The 24,763-nt window shown below is 41.0% G+C and carries 11 protein-coding genes; 7 read left to right on the plus strand and 4 right to left on the minus strand.

From position 1 onward, the window contains the following. The first annotated feature begins 36 nt into the window (after positions 1–36). The 3 genes from flgA (at position 37) to flgN (ending at position 1,565) form a co-directional block, all read left to right on the plus strand. A complete protein-coding gene (gene flgA / locus H5092_RS00705) occupies positions 37–744 on the plus strand; it encodes a flagellar basal body P-ring formation chaperone FlgA (RefSeq protein ID WP_007581857.1) in 708 nt (235 codons plus the stop codon). 76 nt (positions 745–820) lie between these two features. After that, positions 821–1,141 carry a flagellar biosynthesis anti-sigma factor FlgM gene (flgM, locus tag H5092_RS00710; RefSeq protein WP_002959436.1) on the plus strand — a complete coding sequence of 107 codons (321 nt, stop codon included), beginning with the start codon at positions 821–823 and terminating at the stop codon, positions 1,139–1,141. Then, positions 1,134–1,565 (plus strand): flagellar protein FlgN, encoded by a 432-nt coding sequence (gene flgN / locus H5092_RS00715; RefSeq protein WP_182732724.1) that lies wholly within the window; start codon positions 1,134–1,136, stop codon positions 1,563–1,565. Before flgM ends, flgN begins: the two co-directional genes overlap by 8 nt. Before the next feature lie 91 nt (positions 1,566–1,656). Here flgN and H5092_RS00720 read toward each other — a convergent pair whose 3' ends face one another. Then, positions 1,657–14,904: an Ig-like domain-containing protein gene (locus H5092_RS00720; RefSeq protein ID WP_182732725.1), complete on the minus strand. Its 13,248-nt coding sequence runs from the start codon at positions 14,902–14,904 to the stop codon at positions 1,657–1,659. A gap of 240 nt (positions 14,905–15,144) precedes the next feature. Here H5092_RS00720 and H5092_RS00725 point away from each other — a divergent pair, with 240 nt between their 5' ends. The 4 genes from H5092_RS00725 (at position 15,145) to H5092_RS00740 (ending at position 21,396) form a co-directional block, all read left to right on the plus strand. Further along, positions 15,145–17,121 (plus strand): TolC family outer membrane protein, encoded by a 1,977-nt coding sequence (locus tag H5092_RS00725; RefSeq protein ID WP_182732726.1) that lies wholly within the window; start codon positions 15,145–15,147, stop codon positions 17,119–17,121. A gap of 108 nt (positions 17,122–17,229) precedes the next feature. Beyond that, a complete protein-coding gene (locus H5092_RS00730; RefSeq protein WP_182732727.1) occupies positions 17,230–19,368 on the plus strand; it encodes a type I secretion system permease/ATPase in 2,139 nt (712 codons plus the stop codon). Continuing rightward, positions 19,365–20,786 (plus strand): HlyD family type I secretion periplasmic adaptor subunit, encoded by a 1,422-nt coding sequence (locus tag H5092_RS00735; protein ID WP_182693280.1) that lies wholly within the window; start codon positions 19,365–19,367, stop codon positions 20,784–20,786. Before H5092_RS00730 ends, H5092_RS00735 begins: the two co-directional genes overlap by 4 nt. A gap of 22 nt (positions 20,787–20,808) precedes the next feature. After that, complete coding sequence (locus H5092_RS00740) at positions 20,809–21,396, plus strand: response regulator transcription factor (RefSeq protein ID WP_138488691.1); 588 nt, start codon at positions 20,809–20,811, stop codon at positions 21,394–21,396. Between the two features lie 19 nt (positions 21,397–21,415). On the opposite strand, the gene H5092_RS00745 is transcribed toward H5092_RS00740, so the two are convergent. The 3 genes from H5092_RS00745 to H5092_RS00755 form a co-directional block, all read right to left on the minus strand. Then, positions 21,416–23,371: a LapD/MoxY N-terminal periplasmic domain-containing protein gene (locus H5092_RS00745; RefSeq protein WP_182732728.1), complete on the minus strand. Its 1,956-nt coding sequence runs from the start codon at positions 23,369–23,371 to the stop codon at positions 21,416–21,418. After that, positions 23,371–24,078 carry a transglutaminase-like cysteine peptidase gene (locus H5092_RS00750; RefSeq protein WP_182692702.1) on the minus strand — a complete coding sequence of 236 codons (708 nt, stop codon included), beginning with the start codon at positions 24,076–24,078 and terminating at the stop codon, positions 23,371–23,373. The genes H5092_RS00745 and H5092_RS00750 overlap by 1 nt, the downstream gene beginning before the upstream one ends. Before the next feature lie 129 nt (positions 24,079–24,207). Next, complete coding sequence (locus H5092_RS00755; RefSeq protein WP_024593173.1) at positions 24,208–24,666, minus strand: LPP20 family lipoprotein; 459 nt, start codon at positions 24,664–24,666, stop codon at positions 24,208–24,210. Positions 24,667–24,763: the final 97 nt, after the last annotated feature.

Here is a 24,763-nt window from a genome sequence, read left to right on the forward strand (position 1 = left end):
TACCCTGTTTGAAACCATAAGCATAGTCGAAACATTATGAGTTTGTTAAAAAAAATCAGAAGATACAGTGTTTTTTATTTTGTTACTAGCTTGTGCTTTGTATTCCCTTTGCAAGCTAAAGTGTTTAGTAAAGATTTATTACAAGACATGGCCGTTGCTTACATAGCTAAGCAAATTGGTACATTACAAAATACTAATACTCAATTAAGTGCTCTGCCTTTAGACAGTCGCATTCCTGATCGTGTCTGTAATACAGAGCTTGAATTATCAACATCCGATGAGCCACCATTTAACCGCCAAGTAACCTTACAAGCCAAGTGCAATGATGCGCAAACGTGGGCTCAATACGTTCATGTAAGAGTTGTTGAAATGGCCCCAGTTGTTGTTGCCACTGCTAATTTAACTCGTGGTGAAGTAATAACTAAATCGCATTTAAGTATTGAAATGAAACCAACTCACTTTGTACGAATTCAGTACTTAGATGACCCTACAATGCTAATAGGCAGCAGAAGTAAACGAAATATTAGAAGTGGTATGCCAGTATTACTAAACCAAATTTGTATGGTGTGTAAAGGTGACTCTGTTAATATTTACGCTAATCTCAGAGGCCTTAGAATTAAAACCACAGGTATTGCTTTAGAAGACGGTACTTTGGGCGAACAGATACAAATAAAAAACAAAAAATCAGGTAAAGTTTTAAATGCGCGAGTAGATGGTGTAGAGTCTGTTCAAGTGAATATTTAATTTAGATTTATACTAAAGTATCCCACGTATATGCCGATAACATGGCATAAGTTGGGTAATATACGGGTTTATTATTATGGTTAATCAAGTTAATGGCAGTAATCAACAAGCTAATGCGCTTACAAATGCAAAGCAGCAACAAGTTGATTTAAAAAAAGATAACGCAAATACACAAGCTGCTCAGGCCCCTTCGCCTAAAGCTGCTAGTGATTCTGTAAGTTTAACGCCGCAGGCACAGCAATTAAAAACGCTTCAAGATAAAGCGCAGCAATCGCCTGGCTTTGACAGCGATAAAGTTGCTGAGCTAAAAAAAGCAATAACTGAAGGTAAATACCAAGTGGATAGTGAAAAGCTTGCTAAAAACTTAGCTGATTTTGAGTTTAACGTGTATGGCTGATCATAATAGTTTAATTAGCGTAAAACTAAACCAACAAGTAAGTTGTTTAGACTCTTTACACAAGCTATTAAACGATGAGCTTACTGCTATTGCCTCACGACGTGGTGCTGGTTTAAAAGAAATTGCCCAACAAAAAATGTCTTTTTTAACTAAGTTAAGCACTCTTGATAAAGAGCTAAGTAAGCTAATTGCTAGTAACGACTCACAAAATCCTGAAATATCTGAGCTAATAAGCCAAGTTAAAACTCAACTTGCACAATGCCAAAAACAAAATAACGTTAATGCTCATGCTGCCCGCCAAGCTCAACTAAGTGTTAAACAATTAAAAGAGATATTAATTGGCGCACCAACGTCAATGACCTACGATCAAGCCGGTAAATCTGTAAATACCGAGAGTAAACTGGTTCGTAATTTAAAAGCGTAAGCCCAAAATTTGACATTAAATTTCGTTATAAATAATATCAATTTTCTTAATAATGTAAGCCCCCTTAATAATTAAGAGGGCTTTATTGAGATTAAATATCCGTTTGATTATTACTACTTTCAATTAAGTGTTTAATCATCTCTTCCGATTGATTTTGTACATCAACCGCAGGCGCTGCTGCATCAATGCTTCCCCCACTTTGAGCTGGAGTATAAGCAATTGCAGAGCCTTCTTCATCAAGTAGATTATTTAAAGCAACTAACTGCTCTGTTTCAGAGTCAATTATTACATCGTTTATGCTTAGTGGTTCTGCTTCACTAACTCCTACCACCTGTTCTGGCGTGCTTGCTATTGTTCCTACATTTGCTAAATTAATGGTTTCGGTGTTTAACACTTCATCACCTTGCGTATCACCCAATGCTGACTCTTCGCTAAATGACGCTGGCATAATGTCGCCAGCACCTGAGCCTGATTCAGAGGTGTAAATATTGCCGGACTGCTCTACCTCGTCACCCGTATTTTTAATCAAGTAGTTTCCGACTTCATCAACAGTAACAAAATAATATTGCTCCCCTCCACCAATGTTTAGGTTGGCTAAGTTTAAAAACCCTCCCCAATCTCCATTGCTATCTGAAGTAAAGCTCCTTGAAAGTTCTAATACATCTAAATCTAGACCGAGTAAGTCAATGCCTAATAACGAAGAGCCAATAATGTATACTTCAGTATCTGGCTCTGTTGTCCCTTCAACTGATGGGAGTACAATACCTAATATTCCTGAACTAAAATCAGTAACCTCAAAACCTATTGGCGTGGTATCAATAACCAATCCAGATATACTACCGCTTGAAGTTGTATTACCTGATGTATCAGTTGCTACGGCTGTTACTGTGTACTCCCCATCAGCTAAGTCAGTATTAGCTGTAGCACTCCATACACCCGATGCATTAACAGTTTTTATTAATACAATACTTTCAGTTGGACCATTAAAGGTAACAGTTACAGACTCACCTGGAGCGGCAGTCCCCGTAACAAGCGGTGTTTGATCTGCGGTTAGCTCTAACCCCGAGTCAATTGTAATACCTGAGTCAATTGCGCTACTTGATGATTGCGTACCGATATTACCTGCACCATCAGCAATGCTTACATCTACGCTGTAGTTGCCCTCAGGAAGTACTTCTGCTGATGTCACACTCCACGTCCCATCAGCTCCAACTGTTGTTTGAACATTGTGAGTGGCACCAGCTGAATCAGTAAACATAACTATAACCGCTGCACCTGCAAAGCTTCCAGTAACTGACCCCGTAACAGTAGGCGTTGTATCTTGCCCTACCAATATTGGATCTATGACTACAGTTGGCGCTGTGTAGTCTGTGCTTGAAACCATAGTATCGCTTGATGAGTTACCCGCAGCATCACTCACTGTCGCAGTAGCACTAAAACCACCTTCACTAAGCGCGGTGGTAGCTGTTACTGACCATGTGCCATTTCCTGAAACTTGAGCGGTAATAGTTTGTGAATCGTTATTAGCATCAGTAATAACAACACTCACATTTGTACCTGCTGGTGCATCACTTATACCTGTTATAGTCGGTAGCGGGTTATTGGTTACAGATAATTGATCAACTTCAACTGTTGGTGGTGTTAAATCAATTATTCCACCAAGACTTGTAGAGCTTGAAAGCCCTAAGTCTTCAACTGTAGCACTTACAGTAAAGGCGCCTTCAGCTAATGGTGTTGTAGGTATTAGAGTCCACATACCTGCTATAGCCGTTGTATTATAAGTGGTAGCGGTACCGTCACTGTCAGTAATAACGACTTCTACATTACCGTTTATTACATCGGTAGTACCACTAATAGTAGGGGTTGTATCGCTTGTATCTATTATTGGATTGATTAGTAGGCTCGGTAAAGTGGTACTAACAGTGCCAGTTTGCGTTACTGTGGCTATATTTCCAGCATCATCAATACTAATAGCTTCTATGGTTAAATCGCCCTCAGCAAGTAAAGGGGTAACAACAAACCACGTGCCATCTCCTAATACCGTTGTGGTAACTTCATAAAGTGTGTTTGTAGAGTCGGTAACATTAACCGTAATTAAGCTACCTATTTCTTCGTCACTGGTGCCAGTAATAGTAGGCGTTAATGTATTAAGTACACCAAAGGCGTCTATTTCTAACGTTGGTGGAATGGTGTCTATAGTTACTTGTTCAATGACTGACTGCCCAGTATTACCTGCGGCATCAGTAATACTCGCATACACATCATAAACACCATCTGATAAGCTGGTGGTTACTAATGACCACGTGCCATCGCTACCAACTACAGCATCAAATACTGTTTCATCACCATTGCTACCAATAACTGTTACGTCAATGTCTGTACCGGGTGTTTCTTCCGATGTACCTGAAATTGTTAATATATCAGTGTTGCTAATGCTCAGTGGTAAAATTCCAACCACTGGCACTAGCGTATCAACGACGAATTCAAGCGTATCAGTAACTACGTTTTCTGCTTCATCTGTAATGCTTACATTAGCCACATGTTGCCCTTCAGTTAGTACATCTACCTCGAGTGAAAATAATCCAGCTGCATTAACCGTAGTGGTTAAAACTGAACCACCATCAAGTTGTATTTCAACAACACCATTAATTAAATCACTGGTACCTTGGATAATTGGCGTTGAATCCGATGTTGTACCAATAACCTGTAAGCCAAGTGTCGGCGATATTGTATCTACAACTCCGTCAAGTAGTTGCGTGGTAGTAATGCCGACCTCACTTAATACGTCAACTGTTATGCTAAATGTACCTTCAGCCAATGATTGAGGTACCTGTACTACCCACGTATTGTCATCTTGTACTATTGCAGTAAGCTCTTGTACTACATTTTCGCTATCCACCACTCTAACTAGCACTTCAGTGCCTGGTGCTTGGTCGGTCGTACCACTAATTATTGGTAAATCGCCTTCTCCAGTTACAAAGTCAACCACCGCATTCAGTACTGGGGTTGAAGCGTCTACATCAGCCGTAGTTATAGTGGTTGTATTACCAGCATCATCAGTTGCAGAAGCTTCAACAACCGATAAGCCAATAACATTAACTGCTAGGCCTAATAGCTCCCAATCACCATTTGCATCTGTGGTTACATCGTATGTTAAATCGAGTAAATCACCTGCAAGCTCTAGAGTAACCGTAACGGTTTTACCTTCGCCCAAATCAGATGTACCAGATAAAGAAACCAACTGACCTAATAGGAAGGAAGGCACAATTGTTAGCTCTGGTCCCACAGTATCAACCTCACCACCGGTTTTATTGTCGACTGAAGTATTGCCCGCAGCATCGCTAATAGTTGCACTAACACTGTAAACCCCCTCTGCTAAAATATTATCAGCAGCCGCTTGCCAGTCTCCATTCACATCGGTTTGAACGGTCATTTGATGCGATGCACCAGCTGAGTCCGTAAACGTAACTAAAACGTTTGTATTTGGCTCGTTTGATGTGCCATTAATTAATGGCGTGCTGTCTTGGGTAAGTATTAATGAACTTTGATTAATACTAATTTCGGGAGCAATTGTATCAATGGTTGCTGTATTTGTTGCGTCCCCGGTATTACCCGCGCTGTCAGTAACAAATACTTCAACTGAATAATCTCCTTGTGAAAGAGAATTACTTGCCTCTACAGACCATATACCACCCGTTTGAACAGTTGTATTTACAGTGTGCTCATTACCTTGTGCATCAGTGAATACCACTGCAACAGCATCACCCACATTAGCACCTGTCACACTTCCTGAAATACCTGGAGTTAGATCGGTACTTCCAGCAATATCGTTAATAGTCACAACAGGTGCTGTTATATCAACTTCCCCTGTAATACTTGTGTTTACAGGATTACCTGCAGTATCTGTTGTTGAAGCTAAAACCGTGTAAGTGCCCTCGCTCAACTCTGTACTTGCAGCGACTGACCATGTGCCATTTGCACCAACAGTAGCATTAACCGTTTGCTCTACACCTAAGCTATCTGTAATTAAAATAGCGACTATGGCGCCTTGTGGAGCTGTAGTTGTGCCTGAAATTGTTGGCGTTGTATCATTTGAAATTGTAAGCGGTGTAATATTAAGTGCTGGTGGAGTTAAATCGATAACACCGCTACCTGTTGTATTACTCGTTAAGCCTCCTTCAGTTACACTTGCCGAAACAGTAAATTCACCTTCAGGTAGAATATCTGTCGCATCAACACTCCAGATCCCACCTACCACAGTTGTAGTTACAGTATGTGAAACGTTATTAACGTCAGTTATGACAACCGTGATTTCTGTGTTATCTGCCGCACTACTTGTGCCTGATATTGCTGGTGTTTGATCGTTTGTATCAACAATTGTATTAATATTAATTGTAGGCGCATTGGTATTTAACGTTGCGGTACTATTTGCAACTGATTCATTCCCTGCGGCATCAGTAACACTTGCAGAAACTGTAACTTCACCATCAGTCAGTGCATCTGTAATATCTACAGTCCAAGCACCACCTGCACCAACAACAGTTGTGTAAGTCTCGGTACTATCTCCATCGGTCACAGTTACTGTAATACTCGTGTTTTCAGGTTCATTGGATGTGCCTGAAATAGTTGGCGTGCTGTCATTAATTGTACCTAATGCGTTTATAGTAATACTTGGTGCTTGAGTATCAATAAAGCTCGAGCCTGTATCCACACCTTGATTGCCAGCATCATCGGTAATACTTACCTCTACATCATAATTACCATCAGGCAAGCTTGGCGCCGTAACTTGCCAATCGCCGTTAGTATCAACTATTGCGGTTAAAGTATGTATATCACCGTTGCTATCTGTAATAACTATATCGACCACCGTATCCTGTGGTTCAGTTGTAGTGCCACTTATAATTGGTGTCTCAGTGTTAAATACAGTTATATCATTAAGTACAATAACAGGTACTTGGGTATCAATTGTTAAATTAATTGTCGTGTTGCTGATATTATTAGCGTCATCGGTAACACTTACTTGAGCCGTATAATCACCATCAACAAGTGCTACGGGGACATCTACTTGCCAATTGCCATCAGTACCCACAGTTGCTGTTAGTGTTTGACCACCAATAATAATGCTTACATCAGCACCAATCTCATTACTCGTGCCTGAAATTGTAGGGGTTGTATCTATTGTCGCGTTAACTTCGTTCACAATTAATGTAGGAGCAACGCTATCTATTTCACCTTGAGCCTGCTGCGTTGTTAAATTACCAACACTGTCTCTAACCTCTGCAACAACAGTGTATTGACCTTGCGCTAGCTCTGCTGGTACATCTGCTGACCAGTCGCCACCGGCTTGAACTGTCGCAGTAAACGCTTGGCTTTCTCCTTCACTATCAGTCACGGTTATATTAATTACAGTGCCTTGCCCCATATCGGTGGTGCCGCTAATTACTGGCGTACTGTCATTAGATAAAGCATCAACACTAACGGTTAATTCTGGTGCTACGTTATCAAAATCAAGTGTATTGATTGTTCTGACATTACCAGCGGCATCCGTTGCACTGGCAATCACATAGGCAAGGTTTAGTAAAGGTACTGTTATGTTTGCAAGCCCCCAGGTACCATCAGGATTTGTCGTTGCTGTATAAGTTGCGCCAACTAACCCACCAACTAGGTACTCTGTAATAGTGATTACAGAGCCTCCCGGTAAATCAGAATCCCCCGAAAGAGAAACTAAATTACCTAATAAAAACGATGGAATAATTTCAAGTTCAGGAGCAGTTACATCCACTTCGCCACTGTCAGTGCCGGTACCTGTGTTGCCTGCGGCATCGGTGATGCTGGCGCTAACGCTATAATTCCCTTCGGCTAATGTGCCTGTTGGTGTCGCACTCCAGTTACCATTGACATCGGTTTGTACATCAATGCTTTGAGTGGCATTTGCTGCATCTGTAAACGTCACCGTGATGGTGCTGTTAGGTGCATCACTGGTGCCTGTCACTGTGGGCGTGCTGTCATTTGTTAATAATGGCGCATCTACACTCACACTTGGTGCTGTGGTATCAATGGTGCCGTTGCCGGTAATATCGGTGCTGTTACCTGCCACATCGCTAATACTTGCTTCGATGCTATATGGTCCTTCTGCCAAGGCAGTCGGTACTTCTACAGAGAAGTTACCATCGGCATCCACAGTGGTGGTAAACGTTTGTGTATTGCCTTGATCGTCCACTATCGTGAAGTTAATAACCGTGCCTTCAACGGCATCACTTGTTCCACTGAGTGTCGGGGTGATGTCATTACTTGAGCCTGGGCTGGTAAGTACAAGTGTCGGTGCAGTGGTATCTATTTCACCTGCGCCTGTGGCGGTGGTGTCGTTGCCTGCGGTATCTTCAACACTCGCGCTAATAGTGTATGTACCTTCTGCAAGTGCTACCGGTACAGGGATTGACCACGTGCCATTGGCTAGTACGGTGGCGCTCATTGCTTGCGCTGCGCCGCTGCTGTCGGTGACAACAATCGTTACTTCACTGCCTTGCGGTGCATCGCTGGTACCTGCAATCGTTGGCGTGGTGTCGTTCCCTACACCGTTGTCTGTAATAACAAGGCTCGGGCCAGTAAGGTCTATCTGACCTGTCTCGGTGGCGCTGCCGATATTACCTAGACCATCATCTACCTGTGCGGTGACAGTATATTCGCCTTCGGCTAAGTCAGTTGGTGCATCGACACTCCATACTCCACCCGTTACGGTCGTATCAACCGTCGTAATATTCCCTGTACTGTCTTCAAACGTTAAGCTAATGGTGGTGTTATCTGCCGCATCGCTTGTACCATTAATGGTTGGGGTGGTGTCGTTGGTGTCAACCAGTGTATTAATACTGATGCTTGGGGCCGTGGTGTTGAGTGTTGCGGTTTCACTTAATGTAGTGGTATTACCGGCGTTATCACTAACGCTTGCTTCGATAGTAAGTGGACCATCAGTTAACGCGTTCGGTACATCTGCTGACCAGCTGCCATCGGCTTGTACTGTTGCAGTAAACGTTTCTGTATTATCTGCATCCGTGACGTTAATCGTTATAACCGTGCCTGCTGGCGCGTTCGATGTCCCGCTAATTGTTGGCGTGCTGTTATTCGTGGCACCGACTGTGTCTAACGTCAGTGTTGGCGCTAAGGTATCTAGGTTGCCCGTTTGTGTCGCGCCGCCGGTGTTGCCTGCATCATCGGTGATACTGGCTTGCACGGTGTAGCTTCCATCCGGTAATTCAGGGCTGGTTGCTTGCCAATCACCGTTTGCATCCACGGTGGCGGTGATTGGGTGTTCATCACCGTTGCTGTCAGTAATAACAATGTTTACAACGGTGCCTTCAGGCTCTGTTGAAGTACCACTAATCACTGGGGTGCTGTCGTTACCCAAGCCCAGTGCATCAACGGTGACGATTGGCGTAATAGTATCCACATTACCACTGCTGTTTGCTGTGCTCTCGTTGCCTGCCGCATCAGTAATACTCGCGCTTACAGTAAAGTCACCTTGTGCAAGGGCACCTGGAATCTCAATGTTCCAGTGGCCATCGCTGCCAACTAGGGTCTCAATGGTTTGCACAGCGCCTGCGCTGTCGGTGATGGTGAGTGTAACAGTGCCACCAATTTCATTACTGGTGCCCTGCAGCTCGGGTGTTAAGTCGCTAACATCGCCTACGTTTTGAATGGTGAGTATTGGCGCTTGCGTGTCTAACGTAATTGTATCTGTAACTGTTGTCGTATTTCCTGCTTCGTCAGATACACTCACTTCGATGGTGTTATCACCTTCATTTAAATCTGTTTGTGGAGTTACTTCCCAGTTACCATTTGCATCTACTGTGGTGGTAAGTGTTTGTTCAACCCCGTTATCATCTGTAATAACAACTGTGATACTGGTACCAACGTCTGCATCACTAGTGCCTGAAATAGTAGGTGTTGAGTCGTTAGTTACAGTATCAAAGTTAACGGTTAAGCTAGGTCCTGATGTATCTATAATGCCTGTAGCAGTATCTGAAGCACTATTTCCAGCAGCATCAGATACTTCAGCTTCTACAGAATAATCGCCCGAGGCCAACTCTTGGGAAAGTTCAACACTCCAATTACCATCTGCATCTGTTGTTGTGCTAAATGTGCGAACAACCCCTTGAGAATCAGTAACCGTTAAATTTATAACTGTGCCTGCAACTACGTCAGTTGTGTCACCAGAAATAACCGGTGTTGTATCATTACTTGTTTCTAGTTCATTTACTTGTATGGTTGGAGGCGTAATATCAATTACAGCATCAAGCTCTGCATTTGCGCTTCCACCACCTATGTCTGTTACTGTCGCACTAATTAAAATGGTGCCTTCAGCCAAATCGGCTGGCGGAGTAACACTCCAGAGTCCGTTTTCATCAACAACCGTAGTTAAAGTAATTATTCCACCCGCTGAGTCAGTGATCTGAACTTCAACTTGAGAGCCAACTTGTGCATTAAAAGTATCACCATTTATTTGAGGTGTTTGATCGTTAGTTTCGCCAATAACATCAATGGTAATAGTCAATGCGCTTGTATCAATTGTGCCTGAAGCACTTGCTGTGCCTTCATTACCAGCGCTATCGCTAATACTTGCATCTACAGAGTAGGCCCCTTCAGCTAAAGCCGCAGGTACTTCTACTGTCCAACTTCCGTCTGCAATTACTTGTGCTGAAATTGTTTGTACTGCACCATTAGCATCGGTCACTGTTAAAGTTATGGTTGAACCAGCAGGCTCCCCGCTAACCGTGCCTGAAATGGTCGGTGTTGTATCACTCGTATCGCCTAGTGCATTAATAGTAACTATTGGCGCTGTGGTATCAACTTCTCCCGTTGTTGTGGCTGTGGTTTCATTACCTGCGTTATCGGTAACCGATACTTCAACAGTAAATTCGCCTTCACTTAATTCGTTAGGTACATCAACACTAAAGGTGCCATCGGCTTGTACTTCTGTGGTAATAGTTTGTGGATTACCTGCTTCATCAGTAACTGTAATAGTAACAACCGTGCCCTCTGGCTCACCGGTTGCGGTGCCTGAAATGGTTGGGGTGGTGTTGTTAGTATCACCTACTGGGTCAATAATAACTGTTGGCGCGGCAGTATCGACTTCGCCTATTGTTGTTGCGGTAGTTTCATTACCTGCTGTATCGGTAACCGATACTTCAACCGTAAACTCACCCTCACTTAATTCATTTGGTACATCAACACTAAAGGTACCATCAGCTTGTACTTCAGTGGTGATAGTTTGTGGATTACCAGCTTCATCAGTTACTGTAATAGTAACAACTGTGCCCTCTGGCTCACCCGTTGCGGTGCCTGAAATGGTTGGGGTGGTGTCGTTAGTATCACCTACTGGGTCAATAATAACTGTTGGCGCGGCAGTATCAACTTCGCCTGTTGTTGTTGCGGTAGTTTCATTACCTGCTGTATCGGTAACCGATACTTCAACAGTAAATTCACCTTCACTTAATTCATTTGGAACATCAACACTAAATGTGCCATCGGCTTGTACTTCTGTGGTTATGCTTTGTGGGTTACCTGCTTCATCCGTAACTATAATAGTAACAACCGTGCCTTCTGGTTCGCCCGTTGCGGTGCCTGAAATAGTTGGTGTTGTATCGTTGCTATCCGTCAGTGCATCAATCGTAATATTTGGTGCGGTATTATCAATAGTTCCCTGTGCAGAAGCTTCACTTTGGTTACCTGCTTCATCACTAACGATGGCATTAACACTAAAGTCACCTTCAACTAGCTCATTAGTAGTATCGACTGTCCAGCTACCATCGGCTAGCGTTTGTGTTGTAATTGTTTGTGTATTACCACCAGCATCTGTAACGATTAACGTAACAGTTGTTCCGGCTGGTACATTTTGTACAGAACCTGAAATTGTTGGAGTAGTATCGGCGCTATCTGGGATTGTATTAATTGCTATAATTGGAGCTGATAAATCAATTGTTCCACTAACAGTATCGCTTGCTTCATTACCCGCAGCGTCTGTTACTGTTGCTGTAATTGTAAAATCGCCTTCAGCAACAGCTTGAGTTGCACCAACTTGCCAAGTTCCATCTTCTGACACAACCGCCGTCAATGTTTGTGACTCACCATTTGCATCAGTAACTAAAACACTAACAAGGCTACCCGGAGCTACATCACTTGTTGTTCCGCTAAATGTAGGCGTTGTATCGTTTGAATCAGCAAAGTCATTTATTGCAACTAAAGGAGGGGTGGTATCAACTGTGCCTAATTGTGAATCTTGAGCTGCGTTACCTGCATTATCAGATACATTAGCAGTTACGGTAAAATCCCCCTCGCTTAAAGCAGTTGGAACCTCAATACTCCAAGTACCATCCGCACTTATAGTAGTAACTAACTGTTGCTCAGCCCCTAGATTATCAGTAACAGTTAAAGTCACTTCACTGCCCGATGCTAATCCTTGGGTAGAGCCTGTAAGAGTAGGTGTTGTATCGTTTGTATCTGCGATATTGTTAATAGTCACACTTGGTGCGGTTAAATCAACCGTACCTGTAACAGTTGCCGTACTGCTATTGCCTGCAGTGTCGCTAACACTCGCTGTTACTGTGAAATCTCCTTCACTGAGATCTGCAATAATATCCGCTGTATATGTACCATCTGTATTTGTAGTTGTTGTAAGTGTTTGTTCATTACCTTCACTGTCAGTTATTACTAATGTAACTTCGGTCCCTGCAGGTACATCAATTACATTACCGCTTACAGATGGGGTTACATCATTCGTATCCTCAATAGGATTAATCGTGATTGCAGGATCTGTTAAATCAATTTCTCCAGTTTCACTTGCAGAAGCTGTATTACCCGCAGCATCAGTTACAGTTGCAACCACACTAAACTGGCCTTCAACTAATTCATTACTTGCCTCAACTGACCAGCTTCCGTCAGCACCAGTAACTACTTGCACGGTTTCTGCTACGCCATCGCTTCCTGTAAATGTAACGGTTACTACCGCACCAGGTTCTACGTCTTGTGTAGAGCCGCTAATTGTTGGTGTTGTATCGTTAGTATCAATAATAAAATTAATACTTACAGTTAAATCAACATTACCTACTGCACTTGCTTGCGCTTCATTACCCGAGTCATCTATAACAGCAGCAACTACTGTAAAGTCGCCCTCAGGCAGAGGGGTTGTTACTTGTGCAGACCACGAACCATCTTCTTGCGTCACTGCTAGTAATGTAAATGTGCTGCCATCGCTTGCAGTAATAGTTAAAGTAATGGTTGTACCAGCAGGCACATTACCGGTGTTACCACTTAAAAATGGAGTGGTATCGTTAGTATTAGCAATTGCATCGATTTGAATTGAAATAGGAGCAAACGTTATTTCGCCGTTTGTTTGCGCAGATGCCTCATTACCCGCAGCATCGGTTACTGACGCAGTTGCGGTAAATTCACCACCTGGCAAGATTTCACTAGCATCAACACTCCATGTGCCATCTTCATTTAATAAAGTAGTTAAAGTTTGTACGTTACCGTTTATATCGGTTACTAATACTGTAATTACAGAGCCCGCTGGAGCGTCTTCTACCCTACCTACAAATGTTGGTGTAGTATCGTTAGTATCAGCAATTGCAGTAACGGTAATATCAGGGTTTGTTAAATCAACAACACCTTGGTTATTTGCTTGGGCTTGATTACCTGCAGCATCACTTACACTTGCATCAACCTCAAACTGCCCTTCAGCCAATGGCGTAGTTACGTCGATAGACCAATCCCCATCAGCGTTAGTTTGGGTTAATAATGTTTGAGTTTGACCATCAAAATCGGTAATAACCACACTAATAATAGAGCCTGCAGGTACATCTTGCGCGTTACCTGTAATCGTTGGCGTGGTGTCTTGAGTGTCGTTAATATTATTAATTTGTACCGAAGGCGCCGTTAAATCAATTACTCCTGAATCACTTGCTAATGCTAAGTTTCCTACACTGTCGCTTACTTGTGCATCAACAGTAAAATCACCTTCAGGTAAAGGAGTCCCTACTTCTACACTCCAGCTTCCATCGGCTTGGGTAACTGCAGTTAATGTTTGTATTTGTCCTGCACTATCTGTAACAGTAATTGTTACTTGAGTGCCCTCAGGAACACCATTTGTTGTTCCAACAAGTGGTGGTGTTGAGTTATTTGTTTCATCAGTTACATTTACGGTGATTACCGGAGCAGTTAAATCTACATTCGCTAAAGCTTGGTCTATAGCTTGATTTCCAGCTGCATCAATCGCAACAGCGCTTACGTTAAACTCCCCTTCAGATAAAGGTGAGGTGGTAGTAATTACCCAATTTCCTTGAGCATCAACCTGAGTAACTATTGTTTGTACCGTACCTGCACTATCCGTTAACGTGACTGATACATTATCCCCAGTATTCAAACCAGATACTGTCCCTGTCACTGTCACTATTTGCGAAGCAGAATCGGCAACAGGATCAATAGCAATAAGTGGAGGTGTTGTATCAACCTCAATTGAAATAGTGTCGTTTATAGGATTACCAACAGGATCCGTCGCTTCAACAACAACCGTTACAGGGCCATCAGCAATTGGTGTTGGTAGGGTTATTTCAAAGGTACCATCAGGGCCAATTACAACACTAACTACTTGAGAGTTTCCATCAACATCAGTTACCGTTACATTAACCGTTTCGCCGATTAAGTTTTCGCTCTTACCGGTGATTGTGGGTTGTGATGAGTTAGTAATACCTAGCTCATTAAGTGAAATAGATGCAGTAGTTGAATCAGGCACAATACCGTCAGAGGTATCTCTTAAATTAAAAGCTTCAGTAGCGCCTTGCTCAAAAGATGAATCAAAAGTAACACTACTAGGATCAACACTTTCAGAAATTCGGGTTAGCTGTACAAACGAACTGCCTCCATCTGCACCCGCAGCGTTACCCCCACCAGCGGCTGTTGCCTCTAAATTATCTAGAATGTCCCCATCACCTTCTAACGCATCTAAAAAATCTGTTACATCAGAATTAGCCGCTGTTGATGGGTCTTGCTCTGCCCCTAAATCTAAGCTTGCAATTGCTTCATCTAAACTTTCATCAAAAACAGTTGTTTCGCTAGAATCTCTGGCTTCTTTCGCTAATAAGTCTGGTGTTATTTTTACCTTTTGATTTGCGGGTATAGATAAGGTTTCACCTTGCACATCAATTTGTAAAGACGATTTAATAGCAGTAACAACTAAATCACCCACGGTGATAATGTCACCAACATTTAATGCTCTTATTGACCCATCATCCAGCACCACACCTGCCGAACCTTGAATATCAATAACTACCAGTTGATTTGCTTCCATTTTGGTACCCTCAAACTTTTTAAAATAACAATCTAATAAGTTAAAGGTAGGACAAAAAAGCCACATAGATACTGTACTCAAGTACAGGTTTAAAAGAAAAATTCAAAAAATAAAAAATCAACAAGAAAGTGGTAGAAAATTTTTTTTATGCTAACCAAAACGATTACTTGCAAAAATAGTATTCCTTTACTAAATACTTAAGGGAGTATTTACGGTCTTAACAGGATCTAAGAGGAAGAAATGATTACAAAAAACACTTTTAAGAAACATCAAGAGACTATGTTAATCGGACTAACGATTACAGCCGCAACTCTACTAAACTATGTGCATGCAAATGAACAATCAGCAATGCCACTTACCTATGTCTCAAGTAAAGCGATTGAAAACAATCCTGAAGTACAAGAAGCATGGCATGCTTTTAAATCTTCGATTTATGGAGTAGATGCTGCCCGCTCAGGTTATTTACCAAGTGTTGATGTATCAGCAAGCGCGGGCTATGAAAGAAGAAATTACGGTGTTGAAGAAGAATATAACCGTAATACAGCCGAGTTAAGTGTTACTCAAATGCTTTATGACGGTTTTAGGACCTCGAATACGGTTGATCGCTTTAAACGCATTCAACTCATTAGGTACTTTGAGCTTATTTCTCAAACAGAACAAACAGCACTTGAAGCCTCAATAGCCCTGCTCGACGTACAAAAATTCAAAGAGTTAGTACAACTTGCAGAAGCAAATTTACAAGAGCACGAGTCTGTATATCAACAAATAGAACAAAGTGTAGGAGCTGGTGTAGCGCGCGCTGCCGATCTAGAACAAATTAGTGGGCGCTTATCTTTAGCACAATCTAACGTATTAACGGAGTACTCAAATTTACATGATGTAAGCGCTCGCTACTTAAGGGTTGTAGGAGAGCTTCCTATGAACGATATAAAGCAAGCTGACCTTGATGAAAAAAATATACCAATTTCAGTTAATCAAGCGCTAGACGTCGCTTACAAAAATAGCCCTTCATTTTACGCCTCTTTGTATAATATTGAAGCACAAAAAGCGAACGCAAAAGCACAAAAAGCAGCGTTTCATCCTAACGTAGATTTATCTGCCCGCTACGGTAGCCAAGATAGAGATGAACTTGGTCAAAATGAAACCAGAACAGAAGCGCGAGTCGGCATCGATATTAGCTATAATTTATATAATGGTGGTCTTGATAATGCCAATTTAGAACAAGCCTATCAGGATATAAACATTGCAAAATATCAACGCGATCAGTCTTGTATTGATATTCGTCAGAGTCTGCAAATTGCTTATTACAACGTCACTATATTAGAGCAAAAGTTACCGGCGCTTGATCAACACCGCGAATCATCAACTAAAGTTAAAATTGCATATAAGGATCAATTCGATATAGGCCAACGAACTCTACTAGACGTACTTGATGCCGAAAACGAGTCATTTCAATCAACACGTTCATACATAGTGGCGCTTTACGACCGTCAATCAGCTATTTTAACTATGCTAAAAGAAATGGGGAAATTACTGCCAGCACTTAACGTGATGTCAGATAAATACCCTACATTAAAAGAGCTAACTGACGACCCTATTGTTCATAGCGCACAAAATATCTGTCCGAGTTACGATGTAGCAACCACTTTTAGCCGCAAGGCATTTCTTCAAAAAAAAGCTAAGCAAGATAATGCATACATGAGTGTAACGGCTATGCCAAGGTACTTAGATATACCGCTGGAAACCGACACGACAGCAAGCAGCTTTACCGATGATGATGGTGACGGCGTACCAAATGAGCAAGACACTTGCCCAAGCACACCTTTGAGTACAAATGTAGATTTATCTGGTTGCACAATTTATAGCGCATCAACCTCGAATATAGAAATTGGTATTCCTTTTTCTGCTGACTCAAGCGATGTAAGGTCTCAATATATTCAAGAAATTAGTCGGCTTGCAGATTTTTTAAAAGAGAACCCAACTAAACAGGTTGAAATACAAGGTCATGCCTCTTTAGATGGAGACCGTAAATATAACCGTAAACTATCAGAAAAACGTGCGTTTGCCGTAGCTGAAATTCTGATTAAGCAATTCGATGTAGAACCTAAACGTGTTAAATCGTTCGGGTATGGCATCGATCAACCACGTGTAAACGAAATATCAGTAAGAGCAAATGCTGCGAATCGACGTATCGAAGCTGTAATTACTGATACCTAAAGACAATTAACGTTATGTAAATAACCTAAACTCGGCATGAAATATTTAAGTCGAGTTTAGGTTTACTAGTAACAATCCTATGCAGTTCTACATAACATTGGATGGTGTATGGAATTAAACGATGTACTTGATCATGGTGGCATCCTCGTTGACTGCCTAGCAGTTTTATGTCGTCATCATGGTAAAGAGTTTTCAAGAGAAGCACTATTAAATGGACTTCCTCTAACTGATGGAAATCTTACTCCATCAGGTTTTTCGCGCGCAGCAAAGCGCATCGGCTTTAAATCAAAAGTAGTTAATAAGCCATTACAAAAAATTAATACAGCACTGCTACCTGCCATCTTAATTTTAAAAGATAACCAAGCCTGTGTTATTAATTCTATTGATTACGATAAACAGTTGGTGAGTGTAATTTACCCAGAACTTACAGAATCAGTTATCGAACAAAGCATTGATGAGTTAGCTGCTAACAGTGTAGGTTTAGTTATTTATGCTCAACCAGAGTTTGCATTTGATGAGCGAACACCTGTACTTGAAAAACTATCAAAAGATGGATGGTTTTGGGGAGTAATTAAAGAATGCCGCTCACTTTATAAAGACGTAATTATTTCGGCTGTTGCTTTGGGCTTTTTGTCGGTTGCTATGCCTTTATTTGTAATGAACGTATATGACCGCGTAGTGCCCAACCACGCAACAGAAACCTTATGGGTACTTGCCATTGGCATTTTAATAGCACTCACTGCTGACTTTGTTTTGCGCTTAGTAAGGGGCTACTTTGTAGAGCTTGCTGCCAGTAGAATAGATGTCAAAGTATCGGCTGTAATAATGGAGCGGGTATTAGGTATGAAACTAAAAAACCGCCCATCGTCCGCAGGCTCCTTTGCTAGCAACATTCAATCATTTGAAGCTGTACGTAACTTTTTTAGCTCCATAACACTTGTCGCATTAGTAGACTTGCCATTCGTAGTTTTGTATTTAATTGTTATTGCGATTATTGGCGTACCTCTAAGTTTACCTATTATCGCGGGCGCACTTATATTATTAGCTTACGCTATAGCCGCACACCGCAAACTTGAGGCTCTTTCAGAACAAACAATGAAAGCAAGCTCAATGCGAAATGCAGTATTAGTCGAAAGCTTAACCAATATTGAAGATGTAAAGAGCTTTCACTCAGAGTGTAAAACACAGTCTGTATGGGAAAAGTCGACCATTTACATTGCACAAGTAAACGCACATAGCCGACTCGTTTCTAGCTCTATATCAAATACAGCATCATGGATACAGCAATGCGTAGGCGTAATAATAATGATAATAGGCGTACACCTCGTTATTGAAGGTAAGCTAACTCAAGGCGGGTTAATTGCAGCCTACCTATTATCGTCTCGTGCTATGGGCCCAATCGGGCAGTCGGCCGCTGTTTTAGCACAATATCATCATGCCGCAATAGCAATGCAATCACTGAACGAGATTATGGAAAAAGAGGTCGAGCGTCCACCTGGTAAGCATTGGTTAAGCCACCCTATTTTAAAGGGCGATATAGAATTTAAAGATGTATGTTTTAAATACTCTGACGAATCTCATAATGCGCTCAACGGCGTTAGTTTTAAAATTAAAGCCGGTGAAAAAGTCGCCATTTTAGGACGTAATGGCTCAGGTAAAAGTACATTAGAAAAGCTTATTTTAGGACTATACGAACCCTCTTCAGGATCAATTTTGATGGACAATAATGATATACATCAAATTGACCCAGCTGAGCTTCGTCATAATATTGGCTACCTACCACAAACCGTTGCCCTGTTTTATGGAACCTTGAAAGACAACCTCACCATGAGTGCTTGGCATGCCAAAGACGAGCAAATTATTGAAGCTTGTGAGCGAAGCCAATTATTTGATTTAATTAATTCGCACCCAGACGGATTTGATTTACAAGTAGGCGAGCAAGGTCGTCAATTATCAGGTGGCCAGCGCCAAGCTGTAGGTATGGCAAGAGCCATAATTAACGACCCTCCAATACTATTACTAGATGAGCCAACCTCATCGCTAGATCATAATAGTGAAAGTAAAATTATTAACAATTTAAAGGGTTATTCTAAAGATAAAACCTTAATCGTGGTGACTCACCGCTCATCATTACTTGAGCTTGTTGACCGAATTATAGTTTTAGATAACGGAAAAGTAGTTGCTGATGGACCAAAACAAAAAGTAATTGCAGCGTTAAATAATAAGACAGTGGAGCAAGCCTCATGAGTGACAATAAAAAACCACTTGAACAGCGCTCCTTTGAATCTGTTAGCAGAGCAATAGAAGCAAGAAAACAAGGCAAGCCATCAATATTTAATAAACTATTTAAAGGATGGATTTCTCCGCCTAATAGCCAAGACTGGGTAGTCGATGCGCAGTGGGAAAAAATGCAACAGGAGCCAGCAAGCGCTAGGTTATTGCTCTATTTAATTTGTTTAACGTTTATATGCCTTATTGTGTGGTCTGGTTTTGCTAATTTAGATGAAGTTGCTCGTGGTGAGGGGCGTGTTATTCCCTCCAATAAATTACAACTTATTCAATCTTATGATGGTGGTATGGTCGAAAAAATAAATGTAAAAGAGGGGCAAATAGTAAATGAGGGTGATGTACTCATTAAAATAGACCCTACCCGCTTTATTTCTAGCTTTAGAGAAAACCAATCCAAAGTTGAGTCGTTAAGCGCAAAAGTAGCGAGACTCAGAGCACTCACTCAAAAAAAGGAGCTCGTATTTAGTGAGTCTGTTATTAAAAATGCGCCTAGAGTTGTGCAACATGAACGTTCTCTTTATTTGAGTAACAGCCAAGAATTAGAGCAACAAGTAAGTATTCACAAACGCCAACTAGAGCAGCGACACCAAGATTACATTGAAGCCAAAGCGGCACTTGAGCAGCATACGAGCGCGCTGCGCTTAACAAACAGAGAGCTCTCTGTTACTCGCCCATTGTTACGCACGGGCGCTATCTCAGATATAGATATTATTCGTTTAGAGCGCCAAATAGTTGATCTAAACGGCGAGATAAACAGAACCAAGGCAGTTATAAATAGGAGCCTTTCGGCCATTAACGAAGCTAAAAATAAAGTAACCGAAGTTGAACTCGTTATGATTAACCGTTGGAACAATGAACTATCCGAAGCGCTACTTCGACTAGATTCAATTAAAGAAACTGAATCTGGCTTGGCCGATAAAGTAACACAAACCGAAATACGTTCTCCTGTTAAAGGCACTGTACAGCGATTATTAGTTAATACTGTTGGCGGTATTTTACAGCCCGGTAGCGATGTTATGGAAATTGTCCCGCTTGACGATCAACTTGTAGTAGAGGCAAAAATTCCTCCTAAAGACATTGCATTTTTACGCCCTGGGCAATCTGCGATGATAAAATTTAGTGCCTACGACTTTGCCGTATATGGAGGCCTTGAGGCAGAGGTTTTACATATTAGCGCCGATACCATTACAGATGACCGTGAGAATACCTTTTATTTGGTGCAACTAAAAACCACCAAAAATAACTTTTCAAAAGAGCTGACTATTATTCCAGGTATGACCACTCAAGTGGATATTATTACCGGTAAAAAAACCGTACTTGAGTATCTTTTAAAACCAGTTCTTAGAGCTACATCGCAAGCAATGACAGAGCGTTAAGCATTTAATAAATGGAGAAATAATGCGCCAAAGTATTTTTATTACACAGCCTGAATTTGAATCGAAGCACTGGCGTGCAGCGTTTCCTGGTTGTTTAATATGCACAAAAGAACCAAACAGAGTAACGGCATCAAGTATTATTTGGGTTTTAGCCGGTACACCGAACTGGCTTGAGCTCGTTAAAAAGTATTCGCAACAACGTTTACTCGTTATTGTTATGACCAACGAACTAGAAATAAATCAACTAAGGAGTGCGCTTGAAGCAGGAGCTAAAGGATACGTAGAAGCACTCGCCACTAAAGTAATTATTGAACAAGTACTTGAGACTATTTGTTCTGGCGGAATATGGTTACCAGGACAATTACTATCTAATTTAGTGGGAGCTTTATCAAATACACCGTTTAAATATGCGAGTACATGCGAGCTTGAGTTACTCACAAAACGAGAACGCCAAGTAGTTGATATTGTTGTAACTGGCGCTACTAATAAACAGGCTGCAGAATCTTTAAATATTACAGAGCGTACGATTAAAGAGCATATGGGTTCTATATTTAATAAGCTAAAAGTACGCGACCGCATCCAATTAATGTTAGTTGTAAAAGGGCATTAACCGCACGGTTAATGCCCTTTTACTCTTTAATAACCCCATCAAAGCCTAAGTTAATAAGTGTATCGAGGTCATCTTGACTGGTAACACCTTGTGCGACCACTTTAATACCAATAGAGTGCGCTAACGTACACACCCCTCGCAGGAATGTTTGGTTATCTTGGCTGTAACTAATATTATGCCCATAAACGCTATCAATCTTAATCATTTCAAGCCCAAACTCCTGAATTTTTTCAATTTTAGTAAATTCAGGACCTACACGTTTTAACGCCACCTTAGCGCCCATACACCTTACATCTTCACAAAAGCCTTTAAATATTTTAATTTCGCTGACGGCAATACTTTCTCGTATATCAAAGCAAATTTTAGAGGCTAAATCAGGAAATGCCGATAGATAGGTAAGAATTGAAGCAAGCGCAGCATCATCAAGTAATGTTTGGGCAGATAACTCAACCGAAATCAGCTCACTTGGTGGCTCAATACTATACTGAGCAACCAACGCCTTGATTAAACCCCAATCTAAACGCGCTAATAACTTTAGTCGATTAGCCCACTGGTAATAATAACTTGCACGATATACTTGCCCACCAAGTTCTAGGCTCAGCCCTAATTGATTTTGCATTAACTGCCCTGAAAAGCTCGTTACTGGAAACGCATTAATTTCGAGTGTTTTGTTATCTAAGGCTTCTTCTATTGCCTTTTGCCAACTCGTTGCATCATCAAATAACTCGCTTTTTTGTTTATTGTCACTTACTTTTGCTTGAACACCTGGTTTATTATCGGCTGATTTTAAAAGTTCATCGGCTCGTTTTAATACATCAAACCGCGTGTCATTCTTTTGTATGTAAGTGCAACTATGCGGTATAGCTAATTCAATATTTTTATACTCTTCAATAAAAGATTCATGGAGCCTAACTACTTTTTCACTCAATAGTTCAATATCATCAGTATCACTAAACAGTACAGTAAAGTCATTATGTGATATTCGGGCTATGTAGTTTTCTGAAAAGTGTGCTTCATTTGATTCTAAAAACTCGATTAAAACCTGCGAAAAACGACGTAAGAAATTAACCATTTCTACACGGCTAATTTGTTCGCTCATTTTATCTAGGTTTACAACCCGAAATAAAAACAAGGCGCCATGGGCATGATCTTTCGATTTTTGTAAGTGGGCCTCAAGCGTTGCACCAAAGTATTCTCTATTTGCTAAACCAGTTAGCTCATCATGTTGTGATTTAAATCTAAGCTCTTCTAAACGTTTACTATCTTCTTTAATAATACGACTAAAACGGGTAGATAATTGGTTCATAGATTGCACTAAACGTGCAAACTCAAATGTACGAGGGACGGTGGATTTAATAAAACGTTTTTCACCAAATGCATTAGCCTGATACACAACATCATCTAGCGGTTTTAATATCCTACTTAAAAAGTAAGCACTAACTATACAAGCAAAAAAAGCGACAATTAAAAAACTAAAAAATAGTTTAAGCGCACTTTCCCATAAGGCTTGCTCAGCATATTGACTATGGCTTTCTATAAACAAAGTTCCAAATTGCTGCCAACCATTATTTACTTGCCCAACTCCTGGTTGAACATTTAATCCATACATTGCCCTAAACCACTTAGGAGCCGTCGCTTTAAGCTCATCGGTAAATGTGCGTTTAACAATCACCTCACCATTCGGGTTTTGTAGCTCTATTCGCTTATAGTGACCGGTATCAAATGTGGCTGAAACTAATAATTCAAGCTCAACGGGGTCTTTGTCTAATTGACTGATCATCAACGCAAGTGAGCTGGCGTTATCTACATTTTTTAAGTACAGCTGGGTCGAAAAATAACTTTTAGCCGAATTAGTACTAATTAAAACACTACTTATAAAGCCCACAAAAATAACAATTAATAATGCAATCCATAGCTCTTGCCTGAGTGTTATTTTTCGTTTTTTAAGATACTTAGATAAGGAAAATGATGCCATTACCACATAACTCCTTCTTGGGTTGTCTGCTCCAAAATTTTACGCCAGCGTGAAAGTCTTGCTGTTGGGCTGGCTACACTTTTGGTTGAATTATTAGCCCATAAACCTTGGCTGTTAAAGCTAAAAACAGGGCTTAAATCTACACGTTTTGCAGCAGGTAAAACCTTTGTTATTAAACTGTCTAAAATAAGTGGCTGAGCGTTTGGTGTAGCAAAATAACCTAACACCATATGCGCTTGTGTTTTGTTAGTGCCCGCAATTTTTGCTTTTACATAAATAAGGCGTAACTTGTCGTCGCTCACACCTAACGCTCTTAAGCTTATATATTTTGCTATTGCGTAATCTTCACAATCACCGAGGCCTCTGCCTAATGTTTCTAAAGGGGTTGCCCAATAATCGTTTTGTTTCCAAAGCAAAATATCTGTTTGGTAGCGTAAATTACGCGCAAAAAAATCATTAACAATAAGAATTTGTTGTTGCTCTGGCTTGTTTTGAGTTTGCACCAACATGCTTTGCCAGTTGCGTGCAACCGCCGCTCGCGCAGGCCCGTATTTTTGACCCATGAGCTCTATAAAGGTATTAAATTGAATAGTTAGTCGACTTGCAAGCACACCACTGGAGAGTACAAAAAACAGCAATAGGTAGCGCAAATTGGCTTTGCACCATATAAATAATTGAGGATTTAAATGACTTGGCTTAATCGCCATTTACAGAGCCACTGTTAATATAAGTGGCAATAAAATACATCTGTTGAGCACTACGCAATCTGCTTAAAATTAATCCTAACAACAGCATAGCACTCAATATAGGAGGATGAGATATTTTGAATAACTTTTTTAGTAGTACGTTACTTTTTTAACTTCGCGTGGTTTTACCTCACCTATGTATAAATCGTGCACACGCTTCATATTAAGCTCAAGCTCGGTCACGTAAGTGTCATCTACTGCGTAAGTTTTAATTATTTGTGCACCTTTAATAAGCCCCTGCACTTTACTTTCTAAGTAATCGTCTTGAGCAATTGAGCCTTCCACCGTTGTTCCTGCGGTAATTTTTTGCCCATATACTTGCTCAGTAAGCTCCCGGTAAGCTTCAAGCTTAGAAGCCTTAATGGCCATAAGTTGCTTTTGCGAAAGGTTAGCGCCTTTTTGCAAGCTAATAGGTGCATACCCTATCGCTTTTAAAACGGGGTAATTATTTGGCTCTACATATTTATATTCAACATGCTTATCAAAAACGCTGCTACAACCACCTAAGGTTAAACACCCAAGTGTAATAAGTAATGAAATTGCTCGCATAGCATTTAGCCCTTGTATAGTAATTAGCAGTACATATGCACGTTTAATGCCATTTATGGCATTACTAATAATTACCAAAAAACATTGGTACAGTCCT

The organism is Pseudoalteromonas sp. SR41-7 (assembly GCF_014163935.1).
GTDB classification, from domain to species: Bacteria; Pseudomonadota; Gammaproteobacteria; order Enterobacterales; family Alteromonadaceae; genus Pseudoalteromonas; species Pseudoalteromonas distincta.

Excerpts from the sequence above, each read along its gene's own strand:
- H5092_RS00735 (WP_182693280.1), top strand. The coding sequence starts at position 19,365 with ATGAGTGACAATAAAAAACCACTTGAACAGCGCTCCTTTGAATCTGTT.
- H5092_RS00740 (WP_138488691.1), top strand. The coding sequence starts at position 20,809 with ATGCGCCAAAGTATTTTTATTACACAGCCTGAATTTGAATCGAAGCAC.
- H5092_RS00720 (WP_182732725.1), bottom strand. The coding sequence starts at position 14,904 with ATGGAAGCAAATCAACTGGTAGTTATTGATATTCAAGGTTCGGCAGGT.
- H5092_RS00730 (WP_182732727.1), top strand. The coding sequence starts at position 17,230 with ATGGAATTAAACGATGTACTTGATCATGGTGGCATCCTCGTTGACTGC.
- H5092_RS00755 (WP_024593173.1), bottom strand. The coding sequence starts at position 24,666 with ATGCGAGCAATTTCATTACTTATTACACTTGGGTGTTTAACCTTAGGT.
- H5092_RS00750 (WP_182692702.1), bottom strand. The coding sequence starts at position 24,078 with ATGGCGATTAAGCCAAGTCATTTAAATCCTCAATTATTTATATGGTGC.
- flgN (WP_182732724.1), top strand. The coding sequence starts at position 1,134 with ATGGCTGATCATAATAGTTTAATTAGCGTAAAACTAAACCAACAAGTA.
- H5092_RS00725 (WP_182732726.1), top strand. The coding sequence starts at position 15,145 with ATGATTACAAAAAACACTTTTAAGAAACATCAAGAGACTATGTTAATC.
- flgA (WP_007581857.1), top strand. The coding sequence starts at position 37 with ATGAGTTTGTTAAAAAAAATCAGAAGATACAGTGTTTTTTATTTTGTT.
- H5092_RS00745 (WP_182732728.1), bottom strand. The coding sequence starts at position 23,371 with ATGGCATCATTTTCCTTATCTAAGTATCTTAAAAAACGAAAAATAACA.
- flgM (WP_002959436.1), top strand. The coding sequence starts at position 821 with ATGGTTAATCAAGTTAATGGCAGTAATCAACAAGCTAATGCGCTTACA.